We start from the raw sequence: 11312 nt of genomic DNA on the forward strand, positions 1-11312 counted from the left end.
CCCTTGCGGGGGAGGGTTAGGGAGAGGGGTACCGCACAGGAAGTCTGCCAGCTTGGACACGAACAACGCGCGACCGGGCGAGCCGACTACTTCGCCTTCGCATTGCGCGGTTGGCTGTCGCGCATCAGGCGGTCGATATGCATGCGGATGTGGGCGGCTTCGGCCGTGGTGTTGGCGAGCGCGATGGCGCGGTCGAAGGCGATTCGAGCCTCCTCGTTGCGGCCGAGCTGCATCAGGAAGGCGCCGCGCACGCCGAAATAATGGAAGTAATTGGCAAGCCGCGGCGCCAGCGGCTCGATCATCTCGAGCGCAGCTTCCGGCCCCTTCACCTTGGAGACCGCAACGGCGCGATTGAGCGTGATCACCGGCGAGGGCTGCATGACCTCGAGCGCGCCGTAGAGCAGGTCGATCTGCGTCCAGTCGGTATCCTCGGGCTTTTCCGCGCGGGCGTGAAGGGCGGCGATTGCCGCCTGCACCTGATAGGGCCCGCTGCGGCGGTGACGCATCGCCTTGTCGATCAGCGCTGCGCCCTCGGCGATCAGCTTCTGATTCCACAGGCTGCGGTCCTGGTCGTCGAGCAGGATCACCTGGCCATCGGCATCGAAGCGCGCTTCGGCGCGGGCGTGCTGCAGCAACAGCAGCGCGGTCAGCCCCATGATCTCCGGCTCGCTCTGGAACAGCCGCAGCAGCAGGCGGGCGAGCCTGATCGCTTCCTCGCACAGCGGCGAGCGGATCTCGGCGGTGTCGCCGCTCGCCGAATAGCCCTCGTTGAAGATCAGATAAATCATCGCCGCGACCGAGGCGAGCCGCTCGCTGCGCTCCACCGCGCCCGGCGTCTCGAACGGCACGTTGGCGTCGGCGACGCGCGCCTTGGCCCGCGTGATGCGCTGCTCCATCGCGGCTTCCGAGACCAGGAAGGCGCGCGCGATCTGCTTCACCGTCAGGCCGGAGACGATGCGAAGCGCGAGCGCGATCTGCTGGGTCGCCGGCAGATCCTTGTGACAGCAGATGAACAACAGCCGCAGGATGTCGTCGCGGTAGTGCGAGCCGTCGAGCCGCTCGGCAAGCTCGTCCTCGGCGTCGTCGAGGTCGGAGATCGCCTGGTCGTCGTCGGGCAGCGGTTGCTGCTTCTTGTTGCGGCGGACCTCATCGATCGCGACGTTGCGGCCGACCATGATCAGCCACGCCGCGGGATCGCGCGGCGGGCCGTTCTGCGGCCAGCTCTTGAGCGCCCGCAGGCAGGCGTTCTGGAAGGCTTCCTCGGCGGTGTCGAGATTGCGGAAGTAGCGCAGCAATGCGCCAACCGCCTGGGGACGCGCCGATGTCAGCGTGGCATCGATCCAGGCGGAGTCGGTCACGCTCACGTCTTTGCGCTCCCCGGAGTGAAGTAGCCGACCGGGCGGATCTCATAGGTGCCGCCGGGATTGGCCTCGCCGAGGTCACGCGCGATGTCGAGCACCTCGTCGAGGTTCTTGCCCTCAACCAGATAGAAGCCGAGCAGCTGCTCCTTGGTCTCGGCGAACGGGCCGTCCAGCACCAGCGGCGGGTTTTCCTTGCGCAGCGTGGTCGCGGCCGTGGTCGGCAGCAGCCGGGCGACTGGGCCGAGCTTGCCTTGCTTTGCGAGCTTGTCCTGCACGACGGACAGTTTCTGCATGACCGAGGCGTCGTGCTCCTTGCTCCAGGAACCGACCAAGTCTTCGTCATGATAGCAGAGGATGGCGTACAGCATCGAAAAGGCATCTCCGTTCATTGCAAGAACGAACGATTATGCCCGCTGCCGACAGGCCGAGCGAAAGAAATTTAGGTTCCTGATGGCGGCGATGGATTTCGATCGAAGCCTCGTGGCGAGCCTCGACAGACCGGACGCTGGACCGCGGGCGCTGGCGCATGTCCAGCACCGCGACGATGAAAGCTGAGGCCCGGATCAGTTTGTGCATGGAAGTTCTCCCCTGTTGATGGCAGGAGACTTAGGACGGGCATGACCCGTTATGTGACGTTTGTCACATTGACTTTGGAGGTATCTAGATGGGTAAGGGCGCACTCGCGCTGCTGATCAACGGCGGCTCGGAAAACTGGTCGTCGACGCGCTGGAAAGCGCGGTTCGACGCGGTCTGCCCCGACCGCTCTGTGGTGCTGCTTCCGGGCGGCGCGCTCGACCCCGCCGAGGTGCACTATGCCGCGGTGTGGAAGCCGAAGCCGGCCGAGCTCGCGGCGTTCAAGAACCTGCGCGTCATTTTCAATCTCGGTGCCGGGGTCGATGCGCTGATGGCCGACCGCTCGCTGCCCGACGTGCCGCTGGTGCGGGTTTCGGTCGGCGACCTCACCGACCGCATGACCGAATATGTCGTGCTGCATGTGCTGATGCATCACCGCCAGGAGCTTTATCTGCGCGAGTCGCAGCGCAAGAAGTACTGGGCGCCGAACTATCAATGGGCGGCGAACGCGATCACCGTCGGCGTGATGGGGCTCGGCACGCTGGGCGCAGCCTCGGCGCATGCGCTCCGCGCGCTCGGCTTCCGGATCGTCGGCTGGAGCCGCAGCGAGAAGCGGATCGACGGCATCATCTGCTATCACGGCACTGAAGGGCTCGATGCATTCCTGCGCGCGACCAACATCCTGGTCTGCCTGCTGCCGCTGACGCCGGATACGCGGCATGTGCTCAACCGCGATGCGTTCGCCAAGCTGAACCGCAACAGCCCGCTCGGCGCGCCCGTCATCATCAATGCCGGCCGCGGCGGCTTGCAGAACGAAGCGGATATTTTGCGCGCGCTCGACGACGGCACGCTGGGCGCCGCCTCGCTCGACGTGTTCGAGACCGAGCCGCTGCCCGAGGCGAGCCCGTTCTGGACCCACCCGAAAGTGGTGCTGACGCCACACAACGCCGCCGACACCGACGCCGACGAGATCTCGAAATACGTCGCGCAGCAGATCGCACGCTTCGAGGCGGGCGGTGCGCTGGAAAACATGGTCGATCGCACGCGGGGGTATTAACTACCTCCCCGTCCGGTCGTCATTGCGAGGAGCGAAGCGACGAAGCAATCCATCGAGCCGCACCTGTGGAGACATGGATTGCTTCGCTTCGCTCGCAATGACGGAGCGACAGCCTCACCCCATCTCGGCGACGACCTCCGCAAGCCGGTCGTAGGCGGGCTCGACGCCCTTCTCGATGCCGGAATTGAGATGACCGTCACGCGCCTCCTTGGTCGGGTGGCGGATGGTAGTTGTCAGTGTCGTCGTGCCGCTTTCCTCGACGAAGGTAGAGATGACCAGATACTCGTCGCTGGTGAAGCCGGGCATCGAGAAGGTTTCGCCGAATGCCAACCGCTCCGGGCGCACCACCTCGCGATAGGTGCCGGTGAGTTCATGCTCGATGCCCTCGGACGAACGGAACACGAAGCGATAGGCCCCGCCGACACGCAGGTCGACCTCGCAGACCGGCATCGCCATCGCGTCGCAGCCAAGCCAGCGAACCAGATATTCCGGCTTGGTCATCGCGTCGAACACGAAGCGCCGCGGCGCGTCGAACTGGCGTGTCATGGCGAACTCGAAATCCGACGGTGTCGTGATCCTCAGCGTCTTATTCACGCGTGCGTCCACGTTGCTTCTCCTTCTTTACTCTGACTTTGCGTTGACTACGCGGCGAGGCCTTTGCGGCCTCCTCCGCCTTCATCTCCTCGAGCAGACCGTCGAGGCGGTTGAAGCTCTCGTCCCAGAAGCGGCGGAAATTCCCGAGCCAGCTATCGACCTGCTTGAACGAGGCCGGCGCGATGCGGCACGGCCGCCACTGCGCCTCGCGCCCGCGCGAGATCAGACCTGCACGCTCCAGCACCTTCAGATGCTTGGAGATCGCCGGCAGGCTCATGTCGAACGGCTTTGCCAGCTCCATCACCGAGGTCTCGCCGAGCGCAAGCCGCGCCAGGATCGCGCGCCGGGTCGGATCGGCCAGCGCCGCGAAGGTCGAACTGAGGGGGTCCAGCGGCATATACTTAGCTCATTGGTTAAATAACCTTTGGGCTAAGTACGCCCGACCGACGCCCGCGTCAACGGCCGATTTTGGCAACTGATGCAGACGACGGCACCGCGCTCCCTCTCCCCGTTCTCACGGGGAGAGGGCTGGGGTGAGGGGCCGTCTCCGCGAGTTATGAACGAGGTTGGACCTGTCCCCCTCACCCGGAATGCATCTCACGATGCATTCCGACCTCTCCCCGCAAGCGGGGTGAGGTGAACGAGGGTCCGCTCCTCGATCTTACGATTTGCGCGCGAAGGTGACGTGCGTGGCGTTGGGGCTCGCGACCTGTGAAACGACGGCATAGCCGAGCGCGGGCAGGTCGAGCCCGGCGAACAGATTCTCGCCGGCACCGAGCAGCACCGGCGACAGCGCCAGTTGCACCTCGTCGAGCAGCCGCGCCTCAAGGAATTGGCGCACCAGCGACACGCCGCCGCCGACCCGGATGTCCTTGTCTCCGGCAACAGCGCGCGCCCGCTCGAGCGCGGCGTGAATGCCATCGGTCACGAAATGAAACGTTGTGCCGCCTTCCATCACCAGGTCGGGCCGTGCGTGATGGGTCAGCACATAGGTCGGCGTGTGATAGGGCGGATTCGGGCCCCACCAGCCTTTCCAGGCATCATCGGGCCACGGCCCGCGGATCGGGCCGAACATGTTCCGCCCGAGGATCCAGGCGCCGATATTTTCCATCGATTTGCGCGCGATCTCGTCGTCGAGCCCGGTGCTGCCGCCATCCTGGCCGAAGGTCTGGCGGAACGTCCGCGTCTGGAGGAACCAGCCGGGCAGCACCATGCCGCCTTCGCCGAATGGATTTTCGAGGCTCTGACGCGGCGCCGCGCCAAATCCGTCGATCGAGACCGAGAATGCTGAAGTCCTGACTTTTCCCATGAGATTTCGCTTCCGTGAGGGGGGAGACCTTACGGAAGACGGGTCGGAAAACCAGCACCCGACATTTGATCGGCAAGAAATTTGTGATCAGCAAAAAATTTGCCGCTTCTATTTGGCCCGGCACATCACGTCGACGGCGCCCTTCACGATCGCCTCGAGTTCCCCGCGCGGCACACGTGCTCGGGCGCGGATGGCGATGGTGTGGATGGTGGCCGACGCAAGATGCGCCAGCGACGCCGGATCGGCGCCGTCAGGCAACTCGCCGCGCTCCTTGGCATGGCGGAAGCAGATGCCGAACGCCTTGTCGAGCTCGGTCAGGCCCTCCAGCACCATGGCGCGGATATCCGGATCCGACACCGCCTCGGACGCAGCCGTCATCACGGTGAAGCAGCCGCGCGGGCCGGACTCGCCGGACAGATAGATGTCGAGCGCGATCCGATAGATGCGCTCCAGCCGCTCGCGCAGCGGCGCATCGGCGCGGAAGATGTCGACCATCGCGGCGCGCGCATCATCGCGATAGCGCTGGTAACTCTTGATGTAGAGCTCGCGCTTGTCGCCGAACGCACCATAGAGGCTCGGCCGATTCATGCCGGTCGCGGCACTGAGATCATCGAGCGAGGTCGCGGCAAAGCCGTCGCGCCGGAATAGATCGAGAGCCTTGCCGAGCGCGACATCCGGCTCGTAGGCGCGCGGCCGCCCGCGGCGCTTCGGTGCGACCGGCGCCTCGATTTTGGCAGCAGATGGCGGCTTCTTACTTTTTTGTACCATTTCGCATTAAATTCCTTGACCTCACAAATATTATCCAGGACAGTACAAAAATCAATAACGGCCGGCACGCCGCGCCAGACCCGCCAAGGAGGCACCCCATGGACCTTTATTTCTCGCCCCTCGCCTGCTCGATGGCGACCCGCGTCGCGCTCTATGAAGCGGGCCAGCCGGCCAACTATCTCGAGGTCGATCCGAAGACCAAGCAGGTGCGCAACGACGGCTCCGACTTCAACAAGGTCAACCCACTCGGTCTGGTGCCGACGCTGCGCACCGAAGACGGCGTGGTGCTGACTGAGAACGCCGCGATCCTGCAATACGTCGCCGACCAGTTCCCGCGGGCCGGCATCGGCACCGCGTCGAACGCCGAGCGGTCAAAGCTGCATCAATGGCTGTGCTTCATCGGCACCGAGCTGCACAAGGGCCTGTTCCTGCCGCTGCTCGACAGGAAGGCGCCGCCGGAGGCCAAGGCCTATGCGCTGGAGAAATACGTGTCGCGGCTCGACTATGTCGAGGACCATCTGAAGGGCCGCGACCATCTGCTCGACCATTTCAGCGTCGCCGACGCTTATCTCGTTACGGTCATCAACTGGACCATGGCAACGCCGCCGATCGAGCTCGCGAAATGGCCGGCGCTAAAGGCCTATTACGAACGCCTGCGCGCCCGGCCATCAATTGCGAAGGCGGTCGCCGAGGAGTTCGAGCTCTACAAGGCCGAAATCGCGCGGCACAAGGTAGCGGCGTAACGCTCTTTTCGCTCCCTCTCCCCGTTCTTCACGGGGAGAGGGTTAGGGTGAGAGGCAGCTTCCGCGAGTGTTACCGTCAACATCCGCGGCAAATCGAAAGCTTGCGAGTATCGAGTTCTCCACCCACAGGCTTCCCTGCCCGATCGAGCGGCGTATCGGCAAATACCGGCATAAACTTCTTCCACTGATCGTAGTATTCCGCCGGCAAGGCGTACGGTTGACAATCAGTAATCGCTCGGAGCGCACTCTGTTGATAGACCCGAGCAGAATCTGACGTCGCTGAACTGCTCCCTGTAGACAAGACGGGCTGCCCGACCAGCTTGCCCTCTTGAGTTAGCTCGATCGTGAATTCAGCCTTCATGCTCGCTGCATCGCTTCCGACGCGTACGGGCTTCTTCCAACATCTCTCGACTTGATGACTGAACATCGGCCCCCAAGTTTCGGGCCCGCGCATTTTATCTTTTGCTGCGCTTGGCTGAATAGGAAAGGTGCTGAGCGCGGTCGCGAGGAGGAAGCCTGCGAGCGCGATGGCGGCAGAACGTGCAAATGGCATGTAATGGGTCCGGCGAACGCGGTGAGGTTGCAATCGCCGGCCAGCATAAACCAGCCCTCATCGAGACTCGCAAACGTTTTCGATGACCCGGCACAATGATCCGTAGCCCGGATGGAGTGCAGCGCAATCCGGGGACGGTATCGCCGCGGAAAGTGGCGTTCCCGGATTTCGCTTCGCTGCATCCGGGCTACGCGTCGCTAGAAAGGCTCCTGCCCCAACCCCGGCACATCGGCCGGACGCGGGCCCGGCGCGGGCCAGTGGAAGCGACGGTCTTTCTCCGAAATCGCGATGTCGTTGATCGAGGCTTCGCGGCGGCGCATCAAGCCGTGCTCGTCGAACTCCCACTGCTCGTTGCCGTAGGAGCGAAACCAGTTACCGGCCGCATCGTGCCATTCGTACTGGAAGCGCACCGCGATGCGGTTCTCGTCGAAGGCCCAGAGATCCTTGATCAGCCGATACTCCTGCTCCTTTTCCCATTTGCGGGTCAGGAAAGCCACGATCGCCTCGCGGCCCTGAAACACCTCGGCGCGATTGCGCCAGCGGCTGTCTTCGGTATAGGCGCCGGCAACCCGGACGGGGTCGCGCGAATTCCAGGCATCTTCGGCCATGCGCGCCTTCTGCGCGGCGGTCTCGCGGGTGAAGGGCGGCAGCGGCGGACGTGACATCGGCGATCCCTCGTTGTTGGCGGCGCCAATCTATCGCCGCACCGCGCAGAGTCGATGGGGCGTTTCCTATCAGCCCATAGCTAGACCATATCGGCCTTCATCAGCGCACGGATGGACTTCGGAATCGGCTGCGCCCTGCCCTGGCTGACGAAGGCGACGCGCACCTGCGCCTTCACAAGCACGTCATCGCCGCGCCTGACCTCCTGCGCGAGCATGATGGAGGCGCCCTTCACCGCGATCGGCCAGGTTACGACGTCGAGCATGTCGTCCATCCGCGCAGGCTTGAGGAAGTCGAGCGTCATCGAGCGCACGACAAAGGCGAAGCCGCCGGTCTCCTCCTGCGCCTCCTCGAACAGCGCGTTCTGTTCGGCGCCCATCAGACGGAGATGATTGGTGCGCCCACGCTCCATGAACCGCAGGTAGTTGGCGTGGTAGACGATGCCGGAAAAGTCGGTGTCCTCGTAATAGACGCGGACCTGCATATGGTGTCGGCCATCGCGGATCGCGCCGTCGATATGGGGTAAGGTCAATTGCGGCCCCTCGATTGCCTTCGGAACGGGAACGACAATCGTGTTGCGCAAATTGCTCGATCACGCAAGCGCGGTCAGGACGCGACCGGCCCTTTTGCGCCGAGCGTGACCTGCACGATCTCGGGCGGCACGCCGAGGCGGAACGGCATGATGCTGCAGCCGAGCCCACCGGAGACGACGACGTCGCATTTCAGCTTGATATGGCCGTAGGCGAGCCGCATGCCGTGCTTGACCGGCACCGCCGGCGACCAGCCGAGCAGCCGGATCTGGCCGCCATGGGTGTGGCCGGAGAGTTGCAGCGCGACGCGCGAGGGCACGCGGAGTGCCACGTCAGGCTCATGCGCGAGCAGGATCACCGGCGCATCGTCGGTGACCTTTGCGAGTGTCCCGTTGAGATCGTCGACGCCGATGCGCCTGATCTCGCGATAGCGCCGCGCCGCCATGAAGGCGAGCTGGTCGCCGAGACCGGCGAGCCAGAACGGACGGCCGTCCTTGACGAGCCGCACCGCGTCGTTCTCGTAGACCGGGATGCCCGCACGCTCCAGCGCGCGGCGCGCAACCGGCGTGCCCTGACCCTGACGTTGCACCGTCTTGTCGTCCCAATAATCGTGATTGCCGAGCACCGCATGCACGCCGAGCGGCGCCTTCAGGCCCCTCAGCACCGCAGCCCATTCGGATGCCGGAATGAAGCGCGTGACGTGGCGCAGCCCGGCGACATAATCACCGAGCAGCACGATGATATCGGCATTCAGCGCATTGGTCCGCTCGACGATCTCGGCGATGCGATCGAGCGACATCCAGGGATCGCAGGCGTGAATGTCGGCGATCGCGGCGATCTTGAGCGGAAAGTCCGACGGCCATTGTCGCGGCGACAGATCGTAGCGCGTCAGCGTGAGGCGGACGACCGGCTCGCTCAGGCCATAGGCCGCGGTCGAGGCCGTGGCGGCGGTCAATCCGCCGGCGGTGCGCAGAAAATTTCGGCGTGAAATCATGGACGTTTGATCGGTGATGCCTGGCGCTTCCTAAAGCGCCGTGAACGACCATAGGCCCTTTGATTGGAGCGAAATTGGGCCATGTTTGTGCAGGCGGCCAGCAGACGCTTCGCAATGGTTAGCGCGCACGGTTACCGGCAGCGGAATGCGCTGCACCAACACGTCTGTTCACGTCTTCGAGAGCGAGGCTCAGTCCTCGTCGCCATTGCCGCCGAACAGGCCGAACTGCGAGGGATCGCGGTTCGGCTCGGCGAGGCCGAGATGGCGGAAGGCGTGCGAGGTCAGCAGCCGTCCGCGCGGGGTGCGTTGCAGATAACCGCACTGGATCAGATAGGGCTCGATGATGTCCTCGATCGCATCGCGCGGCTCCGACAGCGCCGCCGCCATGGTCTCGACGCCGACCGGCCCGCCGCCATAGTTCAGCGCGATGGTGGTGAGGTAGCGCCGGTCCATCGCATCGAGCCCGGCGCTGTCGACCTCGAGCGCGCTCAGCGCTCGGTCGGCGATGCCGCGGTCTATGGAGTCAGCGTCCGCAGCGGAGGCAAAGTCACGCACGCGGCGCAGCAGGCGGCCGGCAATGCGCGGTGTGCCGCGGGCGCGGCGCGCGATCTCGTTGGCGCCATCGGGGCTCATGCCGATGTTGAGCACGCGGGCGCCGCGGGTGACGATCTTCTCCAGCTCTTCCACGGTGTAGAAGTTGAGCCGGATCGGAATGCCGAAGCGGTCGCGCAAAGGATTGGTGAGCAGGCCCGCGCGCGTCGTCGCGCCGACCAGCGTGAATTTGGACAGCTCGATCTTCACCGAGCGCGCCGCGGGACCTTCGCCGATAATCAAATCGAGCTGGAAATCCTCCATCGCGGGATAGAGCACTTCCTCCACCGCCGGGCTGAGGCGATGAATCTCGTCGATGAACAGCACGTCGCGCTCTTCGAGATTGGTAAGCAGCGCCGCGAGATCGCCGGCCTTCGCGATCACAGGCCCGGAGGTGGCACGAAAGCCGACCCCGAGTTCGCGAGCGACGATCTGCGCCAGCGTGGTCTTGCCAAGGCCGGGGGGACCGACGAACAGCACGTGATCGAGCGCCTCGCCGCGCTTCTTGGCGGCCTCGATGAAGATCGAGAGATTCTTGCGCGCCTGCGCCTGGCCGACGAACTCGGTCAGCGACTGCGGACGCAGCGCGGTATCACCGACATCGTCGGAGCGGCGTTCGGGCGTCACCATGCGGGGCGGCGTGTTCACTTCGACAGTTCCTTAAGCCCCAGCCGGATCAGCTGCGCGGTCTCGGCGCTCTCACCGGCGCTGCGCGAGGCGGCGGCGATGGCGGCGGCAGCCTGCGGCTGGCCGTAGCCGAGATTGACCAGCGCGGAGATCGCATCCGTCACCGGGCGCGGCGCGCGGTTGTTGTCGATTGCACCTGACAGCTGCACCACCGCGGGATCGACATCGGCAAAGCCCGGCGCCTTGTCCTTCAATTCGCTGACGATGCGCTCGGCGACCTTCGGCCCAACTCCCGGGGTCCGTGCCACCGCCGCCTTGTCGCGCAGCGCGATTGCATTTGCGAGGTCGGTCGGCGGCAGCGTGCCGAGCACCGCGAGCGCGACCTTGGCACCGACGCCCTGCACGGTTTGCAGCAGGCGAAACCATTCGCGCTCATGATCCGAGCGGAAGCCGAACAGCTTGATCGCGTCCTCGCGGACATAGGTCTCGATCGAGAGCACCGCGGCGCCGCCCGGCTGGGGCAGCGCCTGCAACGTGCGGCTGGCGCAATGCACCTGATAGCCGACGCCGCCGACGTCGAGGATCACGTAGTCCTCGCCGTAGGAATCGATCAGGCCTTTCAGCTTGCCGATCATGAGAGCAATCCGGGTTCGGTAAGGAGGGCACCGGCGGAAGGGTTCCCTCCCCCCTTGCGGGGGAGGGCTGGGGAGAGGGGTAAGCCCCGGGCGAGACGATCGATGAGCGCATCAACCTCGCAGGGCCGATCACCTGTCGCCAAGACGGAAATTGAGAGAGCACGCCGCGTGGTACCCCTCTCCCTAACCCTCCCCCGCAAGGGGGGAGGGAGCCTGAACAGCGTGCCCTCCTCACATTGCAGGATCATAGGCTCGCCACCCTGAGCCGCAGCGCGGCGCTCTGGCGGTGATGCGCGTGGGTGATCGCGACCGCG

The 11312-nt window shown here is 64.9% G+C and carries 15 protein-coding genes; 3 read left to right on the plus strand and 12 right to left on the minus strand.

The window, feature by feature from the left end:
• Positions 1 to 86 precede the first annotated feature (86 nt).
• Together FNJ47_RS39865 and FNJ47_RS39870 are read right to left on the minus strand one after the other, a co-directional pair.
• Positions 87 to 1364, minus strand: a complete 1278-nt coding sequence (locus tag FNJ47_RS39865) for a sigma-70 family RNA polymerase sigma factor (protein ID WP_163161457.1) — start codon at positions 1362 to 1364, stop codon at positions 87 to 89.
• Complete coding sequence (locus FNJ47_RS39870) at positions 1361 to 1729, minus strand: YciI family protein (protein WP_163161459.1); 369 nt, start codon at positions 1727 to 1729, stop codon at positions 1361 to 1363. Before FNJ47_RS39870 ends, FNJ47_RS39865 begins: the two co-directional genes overlap by 4 nt.
• Here FNJ47_RS39870 and FNJ47_RS39875 point away from each other — a divergent pair.
• Positions 1716 to 1916 (plus strand): hypothetical protein, encoded by a 201-nt coding sequence (locus FNJ47_RS39875; RefSeq protein WP_163161461.1) that lies wholly within the window; start codon positions 1716 to 1718, stop codon positions 1914 to 1916. The genes FNJ47_RS39870 and FNJ47_RS39875 overlap by 14 nt on opposite strands.
• 109 nt (positions 1917 to 2025) lie before the next feature.
• The gene (locus FNJ47_RS39880) at positions 2026 to 2991 is read left to right on the plus strand and encodes a 2-hydroxyacid dehydrogenase (protein ID WP_163161463.1); all 966 of its coding nucleotides are present in this window, start codon (positions 2026 to 2028) and stop codon (positions 2989 to 2991) included.
• A 114-nt stretch (positions 2992 to 3105) separates the two neighbouring features.
• Here the strand turns inward: FNJ47_RS39880 and FNJ47_RS39885 are convergent, their stop codons facing one another.
• The 4 genes from FNJ47_RS39885 to FNJ47_RS39900 form a co-directional block, all read right to left on the minus strand.
• Positions 3106 to 3585 (minus strand): SRPBCC domain-containing protein, encoded by a 480-nt coding sequence (locus FNJ47_RS39885; RefSeq protein WP_163161464.1) that lies wholly within the window; start codon positions 3583 to 3585, stop codon positions 3106 to 3108.
• Entirely contained in the window at positions 3578 to 3976 is a 399-nt protein-coding gene (locus tag FNJ47_RS39890) for an ArsR/SmtB family transcription factor (protein ID WP_430649461.1), read from the minus strand. The genes FNJ47_RS39885 and FNJ47_RS39890 overlap by 8 nt, the downstream gene beginning before the upstream one ends.
• Positions 3977 to 4246: 270 nt before the next feature.
• Positions 4247 to 4894, minus strand: coding sequence for a dihydrofolate reductase family protein (locus tag FNJ47_RS39895; RefSeq protein WP_163161468.1), 648 nt, complete (start codon positions 4892 to 4894; stop codon positions 4247 to 4249).
• Between the two features lie 108 nt (positions 4895 to 5002).
• Positions 5003 to 5662: a TetR/AcrR family transcriptional regulator gene (locus FNJ47_RS39900; protein WP_163161470.1), complete on the minus strand. Its 660-nt coding sequence runs from the start codon at positions 5660 to 5662 to the stop codon at positions 5003 to 5005.
• Between the two features lie 98 nt (positions 5663 to 5760).
• Between FNJ47_RS39900 and FNJ47_RS39905 the strand changes: the two genes are divergently transcribed.
• Positions 5761 to 6405 (plus strand): glutathione binding-like protein, encoded by a 645-nt coding sequence (locus FNJ47_RS39905; RefSeq protein WP_163161472.1) that lies wholly within the window; start codon positions 5761 to 5763, stop codon positions 6403 to 6405.
• Between the two features lie 76 nt (positions 6406 to 6481).
• Here the strand turns inward: FNJ47_RS39905 and FNJ47_RS39910 are convergent, their stop codons facing one another.
• The 6 genes from FNJ47_RS39910 to ruvA form a co-directional block, all read right to left on the minus strand.
• Positions 6482 to 6958 (minus strand): hypothetical protein, encoded by a 477-nt coding sequence (locus FNJ47_RS39910; protein WP_163161474.1) that lies wholly within the window; start codon positions 6956 to 6958, stop codon positions 6482 to 6484.
• Positions 6959 to 7155: 197 nt separating this feature from the next.
• Positions 7156 to 7623, minus strand: coding sequence for a nuclear transport factor 2 family protein (locus FNJ47_RS39915; protein WP_163161476.1), 468 nt, complete (start codon positions 7621 to 7623; stop codon positions 7156 to 7158).
• A gap of 80 nt (positions 7624 to 7703) precedes the next feature.
• Entirely contained in the window at positions 7704 to 8105 is a 402-nt protein-coding gene (gene ybgC, locus FNJ47_RS39920; protein WP_430649462.1) for a tol-pal system-associated acyl-CoA thioesterase, read from the minus strand.
• A gap of 122 nt (positions 8106 to 8227) precedes the next feature.
• A complete protein-coding gene (locus tag FNJ47_RS39925) occupies positions 8228 to 9145 on the minus strand; it encodes a metallophosphoesterase (protein ID WP_163161478.1) in 918 nt (305 codons plus the stop codon).
• Between the two features lie 189 nt (positions 9146 to 9334).
• Entirely contained in the window at positions 9335 to 10384 is a 1050-nt protein-coding gene (gene ruvB, locus FNJ47_RS39930; RefSeq protein WP_163161480.1) for a Holliday junction branch migration DNA helicase RuvB, read from the minus strand.
• Positions 10381 to 10998, minus strand: coding sequence for a Holliday junction branch migration protein RuvA (ruvA, locus tag FNJ47_RS39935; RefSeq protein WP_163161482.1), 618 nt, complete (start codon positions 10996 to 10998; stop codon positions 10381 to 10383). The genes ruvB and ruvA overlap by 4 nt, the downstream gene beginning before the upstream one ends.
• Between the last annotated feature and the right edge of the window lie 314 nt (positions 10999 to 11312).

The organism is Bradyrhizobium uaiense (assembly GCF_010811875.1).
In the GTDB taxonomy this organism is placed as follows: Bacteria; Pseudomonadota; Alphaproteobacteria; order Rhizobiales; family Xanthobacteraceae; genus Bradyrhizobium; species Bradyrhizobium uaiense.

Coding starts and splice junctions, on each gene's coding strand:
- FNJ47_RS39895 (WP_163161468.1), bottom strand. CDS start 4,894: ATGGGAAAAGTCAGGACTTCAGCATTCTCGGTCTCGATCGACGGATTT.
- FNJ47_RS39900 (WP_163161470.1), bottom strand. CDS start 5,662: ATGGTACAAAAAAGTAAGAAGCCGCCATCTGCTGCCAAAATCGAGGCG.
- FNJ47_RS39875 (WP_163161461.1), top strand. CDS start 1,716: ATGGCGTACAGCATCGAAAAGGCATCTCCGTTCATTGCAAGAACGAAC.
- ruvA (WP_163161482.1), bottom strand. CDS start 10,998: ATGATCGGCAAGCTGAAAGGCCTGATCGATTCCTACGGCGAGGACTAC.
- FNJ47_RS39910 (WP_163161474.1), bottom strand. CDS start 6,958: ATGCCATTTGCACGTTCTGCCGCCATCGCGCTCGCAGGCTTCCTCCTC.
- FNJ47_RS39870 (WP_163161459.1), bottom strand. CDS start 1,729: ATGCTGTACGCCATCCTCTGCTATCATGACGAAGACTTGGTCGGTTCC.
- FNJ47_RS39915 (WP_163161476.1), bottom strand. CDS start 7,623: ATGTCACGTCCGCCGCTGCCGCCCTTCACCCGCGAGACCGCCGCGCAG.
- FNJ47_RS39925 (WP_163161478.1), bottom strand. CDS start 9,145: ATGATTTCACGCCGAAATTTTCTGCGCACCGCCGGCGGATTGACCGCC.
- FNJ47_RS39905 (WP_163161472.1), top strand. CDS start 5,761: ATGGACCTTTATTTCTCGCCCCTCGCCTGCTCGATGGCGACCCGCGTC.
- ybgC (WP_430649462.1), bottom strand. CDS start 8,105: ATGCAGGTCCGCGTCTATTACGAGGACACCGACTTTTCCGGCATCGTC.
- FNJ47_RS39880 (WP_163161463.1), top strand. CDS start 2,026: ATGGGTAAGGGCGCACTCGCGCTGCTGATCAACGGCGGCTCGGAAAAC.